The sequence below is a fragment of the Serratia sp. H1w genome (genome assembly GCF_000633355.1).
GTDB lineage: Bacteria > Pseudomonadota > Gammaproteobacteria > Enterobacterales > Enterobacteriaceae > Chania.
The window spans coordinates 1-16,823 of record NZ_AYMQ01000037.1; the positions used below are offsets into that span (position 1 = coordinate 1).

At 52.4% G+C, this 16,823-nt stretch carries 16 protein-coding genes and 3 tRNA genes; 9 read left to right on the forward strand and 10 right to left on the reverse strand.

Features of this window, described 5'->3' with window-relative positions:
* Window positions 1-140: 140 nt before the first annotated feature.
* Window positions 141-725, reverse strand: a complete 585-nt coding sequence (locus U869_RS0105845; protein WP_025120998.1) for a thymidine kinase — start codon at window positions 723-725, stop codon at window positions 141-143.
* A gap of 878 nt (window positions 726-1,603) precedes the next feature.
* On the opposite strand from U869_RS0105845, the gene hns reads away from it, so the two are divergent.
* Complete coding sequence (gene hns / locus U869_RS0105850; protein WP_024486694.1) at window positions 1,604-2,011, forward strand: histone-like nucleoid-structuring protein H-NS; 408 nt, start codon at window positions 1,604-1,606, stop codon at window positions 2,009-2,011.
* A gap of 169 nt (window positions 2,012-2,180) precedes the next feature.
* Here the strand turns inward: hns and U869_RS0105855 are convergent, their stop codons facing one another.
* The 4 genes from U869_RS0105855 to rssA all read right to left on the reverse strand — a co-directional run bounded on the left by U869_RS0105855 (window position 2,181) and on the right by rssA (window position 6,952).
* On the reverse strand, window positions 2,181-3,191 hold the full coding sequence (locus tag U869_RS0105855; protein ID WP_025120999.1) for an NAD-dependent epimerase: 1,011 nt from the start codon (window positions 3,189-3,191) through the stop codon (window positions 2,181-2,183).
* 9 nt (window positions 3,192-3,200) lie between these two features.
* On the reverse strand, window positions 3,201-4,544 hold the full coding sequence (locus tag U869_RS0105860) for a UDP-glucose/GDP-mannose dehydrogenase family protein (RefSeq protein WP_025121000.1): 1,344 nt from the start codon (window positions 4,542-4,544) through the stop codon (window positions 3,201-3,203).
* 386 nt (window positions 4,545-4,930) lie between these two features.
* Window positions 4,931-5,944, reverse strand: coding sequence for a two-component system response regulator RssB (rssB, locus tag U869_RS0105865; RefSeq protein ID WP_025121001.1), 1,014 nt, complete (start codon window positions 5,942-5,944; stop codon window positions 4,931-4,933).
* Between the two features lie 105 nt (window positions 5,945-6,049).
* Window positions 6,050-6,952 (reverse strand): patatin-like phospholipase RssA, encoded by a 903-nt coding sequence (gene rssA, locus U869_RS0105870; RefSeq protein WP_025121002.1) that lies wholly within the window; start codon window positions 6,950-6,952, stop codon window positions 6,050-6,052.
* Window positions 6,953-7,098: 146 nt separating this feature from the next.
* On the opposite strand from rssA, the gene U869_RS30470 reads away from it, so the two are divergent.
* The 8 genes from U869_RS30470 to U869_RS0105910 all read left to right on the forward strand — a co-directional run bounded on the left by U869_RS30470 (window position 7,099) and on the right by U869_RS0105910 (window position 11,452).
* Window positions 7,099-7,557 carry a YchJ family protein gene (locus tag U869_RS30470; protein WP_071998204.1) on the forward strand — a complete coding sequence of 153 codons (459 nt, stop codon included), beginning with the start codon at window positions 7,099-7,101 and terminating at the stop codon, window positions 7,555-7,557.
* Window positions 7,558-7,594: 37 nt separating this feature from the next.
* A complete protein-coding gene (gene purU / locus U869_RS0105885) occupies window positions 7,595-8,443 on the forward strand; it encodes a formyltetrahydrofolate deformylase (protein WP_025121004.1) in 849 nt (282 codons plus the stop codon).
* Window positions 8,444-8,601: 158 nt separating this feature from the next.
* A tRNA-Tyr gene (locus tag U869_RS32140) sits at window positions 8,602-8,715 on the forward strand.
* A 113-nt stretch (window positions 8,716-8,828) separates the two neighbouring features.
* Window positions 8,829-8,913, forward strand: a tRNA-Tyr gene (locus U869_RS0105890).
* A 102-nt stretch (window positions 8,914-9,015) separates the two neighbouring features.
* Window positions 9,016-9,100 (forward strand) — tRNA-Tyr (locus tag U869_RS0105895).
* A gap of 376 nt (window positions 9,101-9,476) precedes the next feature.
* Window positions 9,477-10,049, forward strand: a complete 573-nt coding sequence (locus tag U869_RS0105900) for a TIGR00730 family Rossman fold protein (RefSeq protein WP_025121005.1) — start codon at window positions 9,477-9,479, stop codon at window positions 10,047-10,049.
* Window positions 10,050-10,154: 105 nt separating this feature from the next.
* The gene (gene xthA, locus U869_RS0105905; RefSeq protein ID WP_025121006.1) at window positions 10,155-10,958 is read left to right on the forward strand and encodes an exodeoxyribonuclease III; all 804 of its coding nucleotides are present in this window, start codon (window positions 10,155-10,157) and stop codon (window positions 10,956-10,958) included.
* 47 nt (window positions 10,959-11,005) lie between these two features.
* Window positions 11,006-11,452 (forward strand): pyrimidine (deoxy)nucleoside triphosphate diphosphatase, encoded by a 447-nt coding sequence (locus U869_RS0105910; RefSeq protein WP_025121007.1) that lies wholly within the window; start codon window positions 11,006-11,008, stop codon window positions 11,450-11,452.
* A gap of 100 nt (window positions 11,453-11,552) precedes the next feature.
* Here the strand turns inward: U869_RS0105910 and U869_RS0105915 are convergent, their stop codons facing one another.
* From U869_RS0105915 to U869_RS0105935, 5 genes are all read right to left on the reverse strand, one after another.
* Window positions 11,553-11,831 (reverse strand): DUF1496 domain-containing protein, encoded by a 279-nt coding sequence (locus U869_RS0105915; RefSeq protein ID WP_025121008.1) that lies wholly within the window; start codon window positions 11,829-11,831, stop codon window positions 11,553-11,555.
* Window positions 11,828-13,753 (reverse strand): DNA topoisomerase III, encoded by a 1,926-nt coding sequence (locus tag U869_RS0105920; RefSeq protein ID WP_025121009.1) that lies wholly within the window; start codon window positions 13,751-13,753, stop codon window positions 11,828-11,830. The genes U869_RS0105915 and U869_RS0105920 overlap by 4 nt, the downstream gene beginning before the upstream one ends.
* Window positions 13,753-14,871 carry a tRNA 2-selenouridine(34) synthase MnmH gene (gene mnmH, locus U869_RS0105925; protein WP_025121010.1) on the reverse strand — a complete coding sequence of 373 codons (1,119 nt, stop codon included), beginning with the start codon at window positions 14,869-14,871 and terminating at the stop codon, window positions 13,753-13,755. Before mnmH ends, U869_RS0105920 begins: the two co-directional genes overlap by 1 nt.
* Window positions 14,871-15,914, reverse strand: a complete 1,044-nt coding sequence (gene selD / locus U869_RS0105930) for a selenide, water dikinase SelD (RefSeq protein WP_025121011.1) — start codon at window positions 15,912-15,914, stop codon at window positions 14,871-14,873. Before selD ends, mnmH begins: the two co-directional genes overlap by 1 nt.
* A gap of 172 nt (window positions 15,915-16,086) precedes the next feature.
* Window positions 16,087-16,638 (reverse strand): NAD(P)H nitroreductase, encoded by a 552-nt coding sequence (locus U869_RS0105935; protein ID WP_025121012.1) that lies wholly within the window; start codon window positions 16,636-16,638, stop codon window positions 16,087-16,089.
* Window positions 16,639-16,823: the final 185 nt, after the last annotated feature.

Sequence of the window (16,823 nt, forward strand, 5' to 3'; positions counted from 1 at the left end):
GGGGGTGACCATAGATTTTTATGGGCGGGAAAAGCTGCCCGCAAATGGGCTCAACGCTATTGAGGCAACAATACCCACTCACCTACAGGATGGTTGTCAAAAACGCCGCACAAGCCTTCTGCGGCGCTTCTGGCATGATATCACTCAGGTTCTTTGATCGCTTCCTTGTAGTGTTTGCGGCATACCGAAACATAGCTTTCGTTACCCCCGATCACCACCTGCTCGCCCATATGCATCGCCTTGCCATCTTCACCCAGGCGCAACACCATATTGGCTTTGCGCCCACAGTGACAAATGGTCTTCAGTTCGACCAGCTTATCGGCCCAGGCCAGCAGATGATGACTGCCAACAAACAGCTCCCCAAGAAAATCCGTGCGCAAGCCATAACACAGCACCGGAATATCAAGCTGATCGACCACCTCGCAGAGTTCTTCAACCTGCTCTTTGGTCAGGAACTGGCTTTCATCCACCAGCACGCAATGTACGGGCTGCTGTTGATGCTCCTGGTTAATCATGGCATACAGTTGAGTGGCGTTATTATAAAGCTGTGCTTGCGACGACAGCCCAATCCGCGAACTGACTTTGCCCACACCGAAGCGGTGGTCGATCTCAGCGGTGAACACCAGCGTGCGCATACCACGTTCTTGATAATTATATGAAGATTGTAACAGTGCCGTCGATTTCCCGGCATTCATTGCGGAATAATAAAAATAAAGCTGAGCCATGTGGCCGCGACTCCATTGGTTTAAAATATATACCCTAAGACTTTCTTGTAGCAGCCGGGCAACTCGTTGACTCATCCTTTGTCTCTTGCAGGCGCCCTACAGGCCGCGCCTGCCAATCAGCAGATGATTATATTCCCCCTGCAGATGAGTCTGTTACGGTTAACAACGCTGCAGCTTGAGTGACGACGGGTATATACTGTCGAAAGGTGCAGGTTGACATTGTAACATAGACCATGGTCAGACTCAGCAAGCGGGCAGACATTATCCCACCCTAAGGAAATAGCCATAAGCCGAGTTTCAAGTGAAGCATTTTACACGCGCACCGGCCAATTTTACATCTATTTACAGATTGCTGTGGTTTATCAAGCACAATTAATTATTGTTAATGATTAACTAAATTCATTAATGCTCATACAGATATGTCCCATCAGCGTGCAAACAGCCTCAACCGCCCCTACCCGCCGACAATGCAATTAAATGCGCTTTCAGCGAAACGACCCGGTTAATTGGAACGTTTAACAACTTACTCTCTGCCTGCCGCCTGTATAGCGCTATACCCCCATGCTTTACGGTACTAGTCCTTTTGGGGAAGTGATTATGGACACAAATCCTTGCCGATAGCGTTATAGAACATAATTATGCCGAGCTGGCAAAAATGACTTTAAGCTCGGCGATTATGCCTTCCGGCTGAAGAATTTGGCTTAAAAAGCGGGGGCGATAAAAGTGTACTCCCCCTGCGTTATTAGTCGGACAGTTCTCAATATCGGTTTTTTAAAGATAAATTTAGTCACTCTTTCAATTTGGCTATTGCAGAAAAGAAAAGACCACTCTATTATTATCGTCACGCCCCCCCACCAATATAATTTGAGACTTGAACAATGAGCGAAGCATTGAAGATTTTGAACAACATCCGTACTCTGCGTGCACAGGCAAGAGAATGCAGCCTGGAAACTCTGGAAGAGATGCTGGAAAAGCTGGAAGTTGTTGTTAACGAACGCCGCGAAGAAGACAGCCAGGCGCAAGCAGAAATTGAAGAGCGCACTCGTAAACTGCAACAATACCGCGAAATGCTGATTGCAGACGGTATTGATCCAAACGAACTGCTGCAAACCATGGCTGCTACCAAAGCCGCTGGTAAAGCAAAGCGTGCTGCACGCCCTGCTAAATACCACTATAAAGATGAAAACGGCGAAATGAAAACCTGGACTGGCCAGGGCCGTACTCCAGCCGTGATTAAAAAAGCTATCGAAGAGCAAGGCAAATCCCTGGACGATTTCCTGCTGTAATAGCATTTTAGTTGCCGTTAAAAAGGCTCCCGAGGGGAGCCTTTTTGTTTTCAGCCCGGCAACCACCGAAATCCTCACCCACTTTATCCAGACTTACTAGCAAAATTCTGACTTTCAGCAAAAGAAAAAAGAGGCCTAAGCCCCTTTATTTTACCCGCCTATCGTTCGGTTACTGAACGTTATAAAACGCCCTATACCACTCGACAAACCGTTTAACCCCTTCTTCGACACTGGTCTCAGGTTTGAACGCGATAGTCTGGTACAGCTCCTCTGTATCGGCGCTGGTATCCAAAACGTCACCAGGTTGCATTGGCAGCATATTTTTGTGCGCAGTGATGCCTAACGCAGCCTCCAGAGCACGAATATATTCCATTAACTTAACAGGGCTACTATTGCCGATATTATAGACATGATAAGGCGCAGAGCTGCTGGCTGGCGTTCCTTGTTCTACCGTCCAATTAGCATTGGGTTGAGGAACAATGGCCTGCAAACGTACTACTGCCTCGGCAATATCATCAATGTAAGTAAAGTCACGATGCATTTCACCATGGTTATATACATCAATGCTCTCACCGGCCAATATCGCCTTGGTGAATTTAAACAGCGCCATGTCAGGACGCCCCCAAGGACCATATACGGTGAAAAAGCGCAGACCGGTGGTGGGTAGACCGTATAAATGCGAATAGCTGTGCGACATCAGCTCATTGGCTTTCTTGGTCGCCGCATACAGCGATATTGGATGATCGACCGAGTCATCCGTCGAAAATGGCAGCTTGCGGTTAAGACCATAAACCGAGCTGGAAGACGCATACAGCAAATGTCCGACCTTATTATGCCGACACCCTTCAAGGATGTTCAAATGGCCAATCAGGTTGGAATCCGCATAAGCCAAGGGGTGATCGAGCGAATAACGCACTCCGGCCTGAGCGCCGAGGTGAATGACTCGTTCAAACCGATGCTCAGCGAACAGCTCGGCAATTCCATTGCGATCGGCCAAATCCAGTTTGATAAACTGAAATGCTGGCTGATTAGCCAGCATCTCGAGCCGTGCCTGTTTCAGGCTGACATCGTAATAATCGTTCAGGTTGTCGATACCAACAACCTGATGCCCCATGGCTAGCAGACGCTCCGTTACGTGAAAACCAATAAACCCTGCAGCGCCTGTAACCAGGAATTTCATGCTCACCTCTTAGATGACCGGCTTAATCGATGCGCCGCGACCAATACCATAATAAGTAAAGCCGCGCGCTTGCAGACGTTCTGGATCAAACAGGTTACGCCCATCAAAAATAACGGGTTGCTTCAAGGCAGCTTTAATCGCATCAAAATCCGGTGCACGGAAATTCTGCCATTCGGTGCAGATCACCAGCGCATCGGCACCCTGCAACGCCGCCTCTTTGGTACCCATCAGTTTCAGATCGGCACGCTGTCCATAAATACGCTGCGCTTCGGCCATGGCTTCCGGATCATAGGCTTGCACGGAAGCACCTAATTCCCACAGGGTTTCCATCAGCACGCGGCTGGAAGCCTCACGCATATCGTCGGTATTAGGTTTAAATGCCAGGCCCCACAGCGCGAAGGTTTTCCCTTTCACATCATTAGCAAAATGATGTTTGATGAACTGGGTCAGCTTATATTTCTGCTGGTTGTTCACCTGCTCTACCGCCTGCAGCAGTTTCGGTTGGTAACCGATATGTTCTGCGGTGCGAATTAACGCCTGAACGTCTTTCGGGAAACAGGAACCGCCGTAGCCGCAGCCTGGATAAATGAAGTGATAGCCAATACGTGAATCAGAACCGATCCCTTGACGCACTTTTTCAATGTCCGCACCCAGCATCTCTGCCAGATTGGAAATTTCGTTCATAAAGCTGATTTTGGTGGCCAGCATGCAGTTGGCGGCATATTTGGTCAGCTCTGCGCTGCGGATATCCATCAGGATCATGCGGTCGTGATTACGGTTGAACGGCTCATACAGCTCACGCAATGGCTCGATGACGTCTTTGTTGTCGGTGCCCAGCACGATGCGCTCAGGGCGCATACAGTCGGCGACAGCGGCCCCTTCCTTGAGGAACTCAGGGTTGGACACCACATCAAACGCCACGTCGCTACCACGCTTGCGCAGCGTTTCGGTCATCACTTCACGAACTTTATCCGCGGTGCCCACCGGTACGGTTGACTTGTCGATCACCACTTTGCGATCGGTCATATGTTCGGCGATGGTGCGGGCCACGGCGGTGACATATTTCAGATCGGCAGAACCGTCTTCGTCCGGTGGCGTACCTACCGCGATAAACTGGATCGCGCCGTGAGCCACACCGGCTTTGGCATCGGTAGTAAAGTGCAGACGACCGGCTTCATAGTTTTGCTGTACCAGCGAGGTCAGGCCCGGCTCAAAAATGGGAATGTTGCCTTTTTTGAGGTTTTCGACCTTCTGTTCATCAATGTCAATACACATGACATCATGGCCAACATCAGCCAACACGGCTGCCTGCACCAGGCCAACATAACCAATACCGAAAACGGTTACTTTCATCGGGAAGTCCTAATTTTCAAATTTAACAAAAAGTTATCGAGCTATTTCCGTTTGTCTGCCACCCTAAGTAGCAACCAAACCAACAATTTTACCCCAATGGGGTCGTCTTTTTCGGGCCTGCATACTATTCGTCGCAGAGCTAGCCGTTGCGGGTTTATCACCCACCAATCGCTACTGTGGCACTGACGATCTAAATGGCCCTATTTCGCTTGCGATATACGCTCAAATTGTGCGCATAATCCGCCATACGAAAAACCCTCAAAGTATACCAGCTTAAATCCGCAGAGTATTACTCCAAGCTCAAATAGCAATAAATTAAGACAACTACCTATGGAAATGGCGATGATGAAATAGGCAGAGACAATTGCAGGCGTTCCATTGATGATTTATTCAGCACTCAACATCAGGCGTAACCGACCGCCGCTGCCCCATACCTGACACTGCCAGGCCTCACAGCGTTGGCTAATTTGATTCATGTAAGTGGTACCCAGCGTCCCCAACGGTACGCCATTACTTAATTGGATCAGGTTATCCCCAGTATTTACATTGGCATGCAAACCGGCTGAGGCCAGCACCAGATTCTTATATTCGGCATGATAATAGCCCACCAACAACGGAAATTGCCCTTCCAGCTTGCCTTGGCGCAATAATTGGTTAACTTGCTTTAACAATGCCGACATTTGCGGCAGGCGGTGTTGTTGATTGGCTAAATGATCTTGCAGTAACCCGTTGAATAGCGCGCGTAATAACAAGGCAGCCATCACGCCATTATCTCCCGCACGGGTAACATCCAGACAATAAAACGCCAGGTCTTTATCCGACAGTGCGGCGACATCCAGCACCAACCCCGGATTTTCGCTGGTGGTTAATTGCCGATAATTAATACGGCAACCGGCAATAGACTGCTGCACCGGCGGTTGCAACTGCTTGAGTAATCGCACGGCTTCAGAGGGGTTTTGGCTTAATGCTTGCCAATCCTGAAACAGCTCGGCCTCTTCGATCGCCTGCGAAGTAAACATATTGGGGTAGAGGCAAGCCAGCACGGCTTCACGCAGACGATTGAGGTCGGTCAGCGGTTTCAGCAGCACATCCTGTACCCCGAGCCGCAGGACCTTGGCGATGTCTGCCATCTTATCGGTCGCCGAAATCACCAGCACCGGGATCTTGATCCCTTGCAAACGCAGGTGTTCGACAAACTCGATACCGTCCATTTCCGGCATGGCGAGATCGCACAGGATCAGATCGGGAACGATCTCCTCTACCGCGCTCAACGCCAGAAGGCCATTGGCCGCCTCGCTGGTTTGCGCCCCCAAGGAGGCGAGATAAGTTACAAGCACAGAACGAAAAACCTGCTCGTCCTCCACGATTAAGATGCGCTTGTTTATCAGTGGTAATGCCATCGACCCAGCCTCTTCCCTTTTGATGTTGTAATAGTGGCTCATAATGAGCACTTGTGCTTGTCGAAAATACGCCCGATAGCATCATTCCACCCTAACAAAGGGTAATCATTTATTTTTTATCAGCGGAGCCAAAACATCTATCTGCTTTTCGACCGCCAGGCGGCCTGCTTCTATCGCCTCGCTGGCGCGATGGAAATCCAGGGTAGATATTTGCGGGCAATACGGCTGTATCAGCACGTCCGGCGGATCGCTGGCCATGCGGGTACGCTTCACCCGATTCTCCAACATCTGAATCGAGGTGCTCATGATTTCCATCGCTGTGGGAGTGAAGGTCGTTTTCTTCAGCATCATTTTATTCATGCGCTCCCGCAGGCGTTCGCGCCAGTTAGCCGCATCGCTAGTGCTGGGCTCGCTAGGATTGCTCTGCACCGAAAACAGGTCCTGCTGCATCAAGTGAGCGTCATGTTGTAAATCCACGGCAATCACTATGTCTGCCCCCATCGCTCTGGCCAGCGAGATCGGAACCGGATTGACCAAGGCACCGTCCACCAACCAATACCCGTCAAACCATACCGGAGCCAGCAAACCCGGCATACTACAGGAAGCGCGAATGGCCTGGTGGATATCTCCTTTGGTCATCCACAGTTCGCGGCCGGTGCTGAGGTTGGTCGTCACCGCCCCGAATTTGAGTGAGCAGTCGGTGAAGTCATTAATCTTCAGCAATTGGCCGACGACGTTAAATACGCGCTCACCGCGCAGTAACCCACCGCGCTGCCAAGAGAGATCCATCAGCCTGATCACGTCCCAATAGCTGAATGAGCGTACCCATTGTTCCATCACAGGCAGCCGATGGCTGGCAAATGCGGCCCCAACCAGCGCCCCTACGGAACATCCTGCAACAATATCGGCTTCGATGCCCAGTTTGCGCAATGCGTTAATCACGCCGATATGCGCCCATCCCTTGGCAGCACCGGCCCCTAATGCCAGCCCGATTTTAACTTTCCGCATGCTTCGCCTATCCTTTGCACGGTGAATTCACTCAACCCAGTAGCAGGGTACATTGTCATCAACGAATGATGTTAGGTAACATATGCGTTAAATTCATTTTAGCTTCCACTTTGCATCACGCGAGCTAACCATTGAGAGGCGTTATTTTGACTGAGCTATGCCCCTGCGGCAGCGGGCTGGACTACAGCGCTTGCTGTGCGCCCTATATAACAGGTACTCAATACGCCAAGTCTCCGGGCATATTAATGCGTTCGAGATATTCCGCCTATGTAAAACGGGATGTGGATTATCTTATTGCGACCTGGCACCCAAACTGCAACCCTGAAGAGTGGCGCAGCGCCATCATTAGCAGCTTTGGCAATACCGAATGGCTTGGCTTGACGGTCATAGCGGAAGCCGCGGGTAATAGCCCCGATGAGGGATTTGTCGAATTTATCGCCCGTTCGCGCGATGGAGGAAGCGAGAGTGCCATGCATGAGCGTTCCCGCTTCCTTCGCCTTGAACAACGCTGGTACTATATCGACGGAACCAAGCCTCAACCGGGCAGAAATGCCGTTTGCCCCTGCGGCTCAGGCAAAAAATATAAAAAGTGCTGCGGGCAGTAAGCCTGCGGATTAAGAATCAGACGGGATCGACACACTCATGCCACAGCAAAACGTACAAAGAAAAATTTTACGCACCATCTGCCCCGATGCCAAAGGGCTGATCGCCAAGATCACCAACATTTGTTACAAGCACGAATTGAACATTGTGCAGAACAATGAGTTTGTCGATCACCTCACCGGTCGCTTCTTTATGCGCACCGAGCTGGAAGGGATTTTCAATGACACGACGCTGTTGGCCGATCTGGACGGCGCGTTACCGGAGGGGTCGGAGCGTGAACTGCACAGCGCAGGCCGCCGCCGCATTGTGGTACTGGTCACCAAAGAAGCACACTGTCTGGGCGATTTGTTGATGAAAAGCGCCTATGGCGGCCTGGACGTTGAGATCGCCGCCGTCATTGGCAACCACACCACGTTGCAGACGCTGGTTGAACGCTTTGATATTCCTTTCCATCTGGTCAGCCACGAAGGACTGACGCGTGAGCAACACGATCTGCAGATGATCGCCCAGATTGACCAATACCAGCCAGATTACGTGGTGTTGGCCAAGTATATGCGCGTGCTCACCCCAGCTTTCGTTCAGCACTACCCGAACCAGGTGATCAATATTCACCATTCGTTCTTGCCTGCCTTTATCGGTGCACGTCCTTATCATCAGGCTTATGAGCGTGGCGTGAAAATCATTGGGGCGACGGCGCACTATGTTAACGACAGTCTGGATGAAGGCCCAATCATTATGCAGGACGTGATCCACGTCGATCACACCTATTCGGCAGAAGATATGATGCGTGCCGGGCGTGACGTAGAGAAAAACGTGCTAAGCCGCGCGCTGTATCGGGTGCTGGCTCAACGCGTGTTCGTGTATGGCAATCGTACGGTGATCTTGTAACTGTTTAACAAAGCGGTGTCTTTCGTTCACGGAAGCACCGCTAAGAATAAAAAAGCGACAAACAATTCATTTTCTGCATTTCAATGCTTTACACCGGCGTTTCATTTGATATGATGCGCCCCGCTTACCGAGACAGAGGTTTCGCAAGCAAGGCCAGTGGTGGGGTTCCCGAGCGGCCAAAGGGAGCAGACTGTAAATCTGCCGTCACAGACTTCGAAGGTTCGAGTCCACGTAGTGGACAACGCGCTTACGCGGTCATCCTTCCCTCACCACCGTAACAATAGTGAGAAGAATACAGTGCATCATATTGTATTTTTGACACTACGATGAAGTATCAGAGGACTTTAGCCATTTCTCTGTAAAAGTAGTAAGCCATGAACATCATGGTGGGGTTCCCGAGCGGCCAAAGGGAGCAGACTGTAAATCTGCCGTCACAGACTTCGAAGGTTCGAATCCTTCCCCCACCACCATCCTTGTTTGCTACGTAACAGTGGCTAGATGGAAAGATTGTTCAGCACTACCAGAAAGATTTTGCCAACTTTCTGTTCAAAATTAGCAACCATGAATACCATGGTGGGGTTCCCGAGCGGCCAAAGGGAGCAGACTGTAAATCTGCCGTCATCGACTTCGAAGGTTCGAATCCTTCCCCCACCACCATCTCTTTATATACCTCCCAATTTAAAAAACTCCATTCATTCCCATGCAACACCGAACAGGGAAGGATGAGAAACTTCGAGCAAAATAGCTGTTCCTTATTGCGCTACAGCTGGAACTCATGCAGAACGCCGACACGCCGTGAATCCATCCCTGGAGGCTCGCAATCGCGCATCCCGCGCTCAACGGTCGGCTAACCTGCAATGACTCCCACCTGTTTCAAGCTTGAGTGTCGCGGTATTAAACACTGATACTCAGGCAGTTGGCTTCATCTGCACGAAATCATCTTTCTCGCCATCACTACACTACCAATTCCCCTTGAACTGAAATCCACAATCATCTATACAAACCACTTCTTGAAAGCAGCAAGGGGAAATCAATGCGTAACAACATCTGTATCTTTTGTGGTGCCAGCGAGGGTAATGATCCAGTCTATGTCGAACAGGCCCGTCAGTTAGGGCATTTGCTTGGCTCCCAAGGGCGTCGCCTGGTCTATGGCGGGGGTAAGAAAGGGTTGATGGGCGTAGTTGCCGACGCGGTGCTAGAGGCCGGTGGTGAAGCGATAGGTATTATTCCCCAACGCTTGGTAGAAGCCGAAACGGCGCATCGCGGCCTGACCGAATTGGAAATCGTCCCCGATATGCACACCCGCAAAGCACGGATGGCCGAACTGGCCGACGGCTTTATTGCGCTGCCCGGTGGTATCGGTACGCTGGAAGAGCTGTTCGAAATCTGGACCTGGGGGCAGATCGGCTATCACAGCAAGCCGGTCGGTCTGCTGGATGTTAACGGGTTTTATCATCCGCTCAGCCAGTTTTTACAGCATGTCGCCGATCAAGGCTTTATGCGGCATGATTATCTCAAAACCCTGCATATCAGCGATTCCCCGGCAGCCTTGATCCAGCTATTTGATGACTATCAGCCACAGAATTACGATCGCTGGGCAAAATAATCCCCCCCAGCCACCAGCGGCAGACCGCCGCTGGTCCACGTTACATTTTCGGTCAAACTCTGCTACTATCTGAACACATTTTTTCGGATAACAACGGCAGCGCTCATGAAGTTTGTTTCTTTTAATATCAATGGACTGCGTGCACGTCCGCATCAACTGGCAGCCATTATTGAACAGCATCAGCCGGATGTGATCGGCCTGCAGGAAACCAAAGTCCACGACGATATGTTCCCGCTGGAAGAAGTCAGCCAACATGGCTATCACGTGTTCTATCATGGGCAGAAAGGCCATTACGGCGTCGCGATGCTGACCAAAGCTGAGCCTCTTGCCGTACGCCGCGGTTTTCCTACTGATGAAGAAGATGCGCAGCGTCGTATCATCATGGCCGACCTGGCGACGCCACAGGGCACACTGACGGTGATTAATGGTTATTTCCCACAGGGAGAAAGCCGCGACCACCCTACCAAATTCCCGGCCAAAACCCGTTTCTATCAAGATCTGCAAAACTACCTGCAATCACTGCCGGCAGAGTCGCAGGTCCTGATTATGGGCGATATGAACATCAGCCCAAGCGATCTGGACATCGGTATCGGTGAAGAGAGCCGCAAACGCTGGTTACGCACCGGTAAGTGCTCATTCCTGCCAGAAGAGCGTGAATGGATGGGCCGCCTGTTGGACTGGGGGCTGGTAGATACCTACCGTCATGCCAACCCGGAGCGTAACGATGAGTTCTCATGGTTTGACTACCGCTCACGCGGTTTCGATGAAAACCGTGGGCTGCGCATCGATTTGCTATTGGCTAATACCGCATTAGCTGCGCGCTGTACCGCTACCGGCATTGATTATCAGATCCGTGGTATGGAAAAGCCTTCCGACCATGCTCCTGTCTGGGCCGAGTTCACTCTGTAGAAATCTCTCCGCCCCGATGCACATCGGGGCAACGTTGAATATGGGTTATGAAAATCATTGATGTTGTGGCCGCCATTATCGAACAAGACGGCAAAATCCTGCTCGCCCAGCGCGATGGCAACAGCGATCAGGCTGGCCTATGGGAGTTTCCCGGCGGCAAGGTCGAAACGGCTGAGAGTCAGCCCCAGGCGCTGGCGCGTGAGCTGCGGGAAGAATTAGGTATTGTTGCCCAGGTGGGAAGCTTTGTGGCCAGCAATCAGTGGCAGCAAAGCGAGAGAACGATCCGGCTACATGCCTGGCGGGTCGGCGCCTTCAGCGGAGAATTACGGCTGCATTGTCATAGCGCAACTGTCTGGGTAACCCCCGAACAGGCGAGAGATTATCCATTAGCACCCGCCGATATTCCCCTGCTGGAAAGTTATATTCGTTTGTTATCCCCTCACCTCAGCCCTCTCCCGATGTCACGTTCAGGAATACCCTACGCACAGCGATAGGGAGAGGGGGCTAGTCCGGAGCCGCAGGCAGGTACCGATGTCAATTTGTAGCACGGACGGTCCCCTCTCCCGGTGGGAGAGGGTTAGGGTGAGGGGTCAATCACCGCTTGAGGCGGATCCAGATTAACGGATTGGTGCCCGTCACATTAGGATCGCGCGCGCATTGCATCAGTTCGTCACCGACTTTCAGCAACGCACCTTCAGAGTAGTTTTGATTCTGATAGATGCAGCAACGGTTGCAAGGCGGCGTGGTCGTGGTACGTACGCTACCCCATATTTCAGGGGAAACCGGCACGACGACGTCAACGTTGCCACGGTTAGCCATTACCCCGGTGGAAAACAACGCCAGACAGCCAATCATCAGAGTTATGCGGCTCATTCACTTTTCTCCCGCGCCTTACCGGCACTTTTTTTACGCTTTTTCGCCCCCGCTGACGGAGCTGGCGATAAGCCACGAAACGCTATACTGGCCCGGCTCTGCTTAGCCTGATAGATCAACTGTTGCAGGGTGCCCTCCAGCGGCTGCATAAAGTCCTGATAACGGCAGGATTTTTCGCTGATTTGCGTCAGCGTAGACTCCCACTGTGCCGTCATATCAGGGCGTGCCGCCAGGTCTGGCAATGAGTGGATCAATGCCCGGCCGGTTTCGCTGGAATGAATATAGCGTCCTTTCTTGTAGAGAAACGCCCGCTTGAATAGCAGCTCGATGATACCTGCGCGCGTTGCCTCTGTTCCTAAACCATCGGTCGCTCGCAGGATTTTCTTTAGTGCTTTATCTTGCACAAAACGTGCGATCCCGGTCATGGCTGACAGCAGGCTGGCATCGGTAAAGGGCCGTGGCGGTTGCGTCTGGCGTTCAACCACTTCACCACGCTCACACAGCAACTCATCGTCTTTGGCAACCACCGGCAGTGGTGCGCCTTCGTTTTCCTCATCACGCTCTTTGCTGCCCAGCAAGGTACGCCACCCCGCCTCGGCCAGGAAGCGCGCCTTGGCGATAAACTTGCCACCGGCGATATCTAGCTCAATAACACATTTGCGGAACATCGCATCCGGGCAGAACTGCATCAGATATTGCCGGGCGACCAAACCGTAAACGTTCAGTTCATCCTGGCTCAGGCTGGCCTTGCTGGCACGCGCCGTTGGAATAATCGCGTGGTGAGCATCAACTTTTTTGTCGTCCCAGCAACGGTTACGACGGTCACTATCGATGATCGGCTGCGGATAGAGATCCGGCTGATGCACGCTGATCGCATTCAATACCGCATGACGCCCGGCAAAGTGTTCCTCTGGCAGATAACGGCAATCAGAACGCGGGTAAGTGATCAGCTTGTGGGTTTCATACAACCGTTGGCACACGTCCAACACTTGCTGAGCACTGAGGTTGAAGCGTTTCGACGCCTCAATCTGTAACGTGGAGAGGGAAAACGGCAGCGGAGCGGTATCTGATTCCCGTTTATCATTATACGAGGTGACCAGCGCCGGGGCGCCTTCGATACGCTTGACCACGTGATCGGCCAATGGCCGGTGCAGTAAACGTCCCTCTTCATCCTGATAAGGCTCACAGGATTCACTCGGCTGCCACAGAGCGACAAAACGCTCGTCCTTCGGTGTGACGATGTGTGCCTTCACCTCAAAGAAGTCTTTCGAGACGAAGTTTTCGATTTCTTCATCACGCCTCACCACCAAGCCCAGCACCGGCGTCTGTACCCGCCCCACTGACAGTACGCCATCATAGCCCGCATTACGCCCTAACAGCGTATAAGCACGGGTCATGTTGATGCCATAAAGCCAGTCTGCACGCGCACGTGCCAAAGCGGAAACGCACAGCGGGATAAAGTCACGGTTATCACGCAGACGCTGCACCGCACGTTCTACCGCCTGTGGGTTGAGATCGTTAATCAGGCAGCGTTGCACGTTCTGCCGCTTTTCCTGTGTCAACGCCAGATAATCCAGCACTTCATCCACCAGCAACTGCCCTTCGCGATCCGGGTCACCCGCGTGGATCACCTCATCGGCCTCCGCCAGCAACTTCTTGATCGCATTCAGCTGTTTGCTGACCGAAGGGCGCGGCTGCAACAGCCACTTCTGCGGGATTATCGGCAAGTCGGCCAACGACCAGCGTGCGTAACGGCTGTCGTAAGCGTCCGGTTGGGCCTGTTCTAACAGGTGCCCAACGCACCAGGTCACCACATCGTTGCTGCCACAGGCAATAAACCCGTCACCCCGGCGATGAGGCTTGGGTAATACATCAGCAATGGCGCGGGCCAAACTCGGTTTTTCGGCTATAAACAGTCGCATTATTCACCGTTATTCTGGCTGTACGTCATCAGGAACTCTCTGACCTCCGCATAGTTACCACGGAAGATCATACGTTGGGTTTTCTTTTCTAATTGGTAACGGTACATCGGATCGTAATAGTGTTGCAGCAGCGGCACCAGCCATTGCTGATGCGCTTCACTTTGGCCACTGAGACGTTGCACTTGCAGCGCCGACTCCAGCAACAGCGTCAGTTGCTGGAACAGCTCCAGCCCCAGGCGGCGACGGATGGCAAACAGGCCATGATGCAGATATTCATCATATTGCCGCCAGCCTTCTTGCTCGCCATAGGCCTGTTCGAAGGCTATGCGCATCCGATCGATGTACTCATCCTGCAACCGTGCCACGCGCACATCAAACGGATCGTCGATGACAACCAGAGCAGCCTGTTGCATGCCGTTGAACAGCCCCAAGGGAAGATTGTTGGAGCCGATAATGCGGCTTTCATCCTCCAACACCCAATGGCGGCAGCCGTCGTGCTGTTTCTTTAGCATCTGTATGGCTAGCTGGTTCTCAAAATCAATCTGGGTAGACTGTTTCACCAAGGTTCTGCCAAAGGAGGAACCACGGTGATGAGCGATCCCTTCCAGATCGATACCCGCCGCCATTTCATTAATCAGCAACGTTTTGCCGCAGCCGGTATTACCGCCCACGATCAGCATAGGCAACGCAGCGGCGGTATCAAGCGCACCGAGTAAAAAGTTGCGTAACGCCTTATAACCACCGACCACGCGCGGATAATCAACGCCAGCCTCTCGCAGCCACTGTTGCACCAGTTGCGAACGCAATCCGCCACGGAAACAATAGATGTAACCTTCGGGTTGCAATGCACATTGCTCGATCCAGGCTTGGGTGCGTTGCTCCCGCAGCTTGCCGTTGACCAGGCTATGCCCCAAGGCAATAGCTGCCTGTTGGCCATGTTGCTTATAACAGGTCCCGACCGCCTGGCGTTCACTGTCATTCATCAGAGGCAGGTTGATTGCCCCAGGAAACGCGCCCTGCTGAAACTCTATCGGTGCGCGCACGTCAATCAACGGCACATCCTGTAGAAATAGGCGCTGGTAGTCTTGCGTATCCTGCCGGGTCTTTACCGTTGACACTAGACAACCTCGATCAGCGGTTTGCCTGGCTGTGCGGCCTGCAATTCACCAATCGTATTCAGCGTGATGCCGTGACGGGCTGCAATTGCCTGCACTTCTGCCTCGGCCTCCGGTAATACCGCCAGCAGCAAGCCGCCGGAGGTCTGCGGATCGCACAGCAATTGGCGTTGCAGATCGCTCATAGCGCCAACCAGATGACCATAGCTTTCAAAATTCCGCCCGGTACCGCCCGGCACACAGCCTTCGCCGATGTAACGTTCGACATCCGGCAGTTTCGGTACGCTGTCAAACCACACCTTCGCCTGTAGGTCGGAACCTTGGCACATCTCGCTGAGGTGGCCTAGCAGGCCAAAGCCGGTGACGTCGGTCATTGCCGTTACGCCGGCAACTTCGGCGAAATCTGCCCCTGGCTTATTTAACTGGCACATGATCTGAGTGGCCAAGCCTTGGTGTTCCGCCAGCAGTTTGCTTTTCTTCTCTGCGGTGGTCAGCACGCCAATGCCCAGCGGCTTGGTCAGGAATAGCTTGGTACCTGCCTGCGCTGCACTATTTTTCTTCACCAGTTCGGTTCTGACGATACCGGTCACCGCCAGGCCAAAAATCGGCTCTGGAGCATCGATCGAATGGCCACCCGCCAACGCAATTCCCGCCTGCTGGCAGGCATAGCGACCACCGTCGATCACCTGCTGGGCCACTTCTGCGGGTAATTTGGCAATCGGCCAGCCGAGGATGGCAATCGCCATGATCGGTTTACCGCCCATCGCATACACGTCGCTAATGGCGTTGGCTGCCGCAATACGGCCAAAATCAAACGGGTCATCGACGATTGGCATAAAGAAGTCGGTGGTGCTGATAATGCCTACGCCGTTACCGATGTCATAAACCGCGGCATCGTCACGCGTTTCATTACCTACCAGCAGATGGGGATCGATAAATTTTTCCTGCTCGCTGTGCAGGATCGTTTCAAGCACTTTGGGTGAGATTTTACAGCCGCAGCCAGCGCCATGGCTGTACTGGGTCAATCGAATGGCCGGCGATGTCATAGTCCACTCCCTTTGGGTTACAAACGAACGTAAGGATATCACAATGGGATATAGGGTAGCGCTTGCCGAGGGGATTGATAAGAGCAGGTTGGCATTATGCGTGCGACCTGCTCATAAACAGTACAAAACTGCGGGTTATCGCGCATTCTATGGCGAGTTCCCGCATGTCGGATCAGAAGTAGCGGACGAAAGGCGTACTGTCCGGGGCGACCACTTTTGTCGAACCTTTCAACTGCGGCGTCCCCAGATAGAGGAAACCGACGATCTCATCCTGCTCACGGCAGCCAAAGGCTTCACGTACCAGTGGATGCTCTGTCCAGGCACCGCTACGCCAGATACCATTAAAGCCCTGCGCCAAGGCGGCCATTTGCATCGCCTGCACTGCGCAACCGGCAGAAACCACCTGCTCCCAGCGCGGCACTTTCGGATTTTCGCTGCAATGGGCAACCACGGTAATAATCAGCGGCGCGCGAAACGGTGCCTGTTTAGCTTTTTCCACCGCGCTGTCATCCAGCTCATCATGCTTGGCCGCCGCTTGCAGCAGTTCGCTGAAGCGTTCCAGACCCTGATCCTCGATCAGTACAAAACGCCATGGTTGCAACGTCCCGTGATCCGGTGCGCGCAGCCCGGCGTTGATAATATTCTGACGTACTTCACCTGTAGGGGCTGGGGCGGTCAGGCGTGACGCAGAACGACGATTCAGTAACAGATCCAGTGCATCCATGATTAACTCCTGATAACAATTTTCATTTAAATCACGTTAACATAGCCCAACATAGAGTTACAGCCTCTGTAATACTGTCTATACCCGTCGCTTTGCAAGCGGTAATGGGATAGGTGGCAGGTGATTTAAAGCTGACTTTTCTTCGGCCGCTCATTAGGATAGCGGAACATTCTAGACTCTTGTTG

What these genes read in the sequence shown, in the direction of transcription:
- U869_RS0105845 (WP_025120998.1), bottom strand. Translation starts at nt 725, where the DNA reads ATGGCTCAGCTTTATTTTTATTATTCCGCAATGAATGCCGGGAAATCG.
- hns (WP_024486694.1), top strand. Translation starts at nt 1,604, where the DNA reads ATGAGCGAAGCATTGAAGATTTTGAACAACATCCGTACTCTGCGTGCA.
- U869_RS0105855 (WP_025120999.1), bottom strand. Translation starts at nt 3,191, where the DNA reads ATGAAATTCCTGGTTACAGGCGCTGCAGGGTTTATTGGTTTTCACGTA.
- U869_RS0105860 (WP_025121000.1), bottom strand. Translation starts at nt 4,544, where the DNA reads ATGAAAGTAACCGTTTTCGGTATTGGTTATGTTGGCCTGGTGCAGGCA.
- rssB (WP_025121001.1), bottom strand. Translation starts at nt 5,944, where the DNA reads ATGGCATTACCACTGATAAACAAGCGCATCTTAATCGTGGAGGACGAG.
- rssA (WP_025121002.1), bottom strand. Translation starts at nt 6,952, where the DNA reads ATGCGGAAAGTTAAAATCGGGCTGGCATTAGGGGCCGGTGCTGCCAAG.
- purU (WP_025121004.1), top strand. Translation starts at nt 7,595, where the DNA reads ATGCCACAGCAAAACGTACAAAGAAAAATTTTACGCACCATCTGCCCC.
- U869_RS0105900 (WP_025121005.1), top strand. Translation starts at nt 9,477, where the DNA reads ATGCGTAACAACATCTGTATCTTTTGTGGTGCCAGCGAGGGTAATGAT.
- xthA (WP_025121006.1), top strand. Translation starts at nt 10,155, where the DNA reads ATGAAGTTTGTTTCTTTTAATATCAATGGACTGCGTGCACGTCCGCAT.
- U869_RS0105910 (WP_025121007.1), top strand. Translation starts at nt 11,006, where the DNA reads ATGAAAATCATTGATGTTGTGGCCGCCATTATCGAACAAGACGGCAAA.
- U869_RS0105915 (WP_025121008.1), bottom strand. Translation starts at nt 11,831, where the DNA reads ATGAGCCGCATAACTCTGATGATTGGCTGTCTGGCGTTGTTTTCCACC.
- U869_RS0105920 (WP_025121009.1), bottom strand. Translation starts at nt 13,753, where the DNA reads ATGCGACTGTTTATAGCCGAAAAACCGAGTTTGGCCCGCGCCATTGCT.
- selD (WP_025121011.1), bottom strand. Translation starts at nt 15,914, where the DNA reads ATGACATCGCCGGCCATTCGATTGACCCAGTACAGCCATGGCGCTGGC.
- U869_RS0105935 (WP_025121012.1), bottom strand. Translation starts at nt 16,638, where the DNA reads ATGGATGCACTGGATCTGTTACTGAATCGTCGTTCTGCGTCACGCCTG.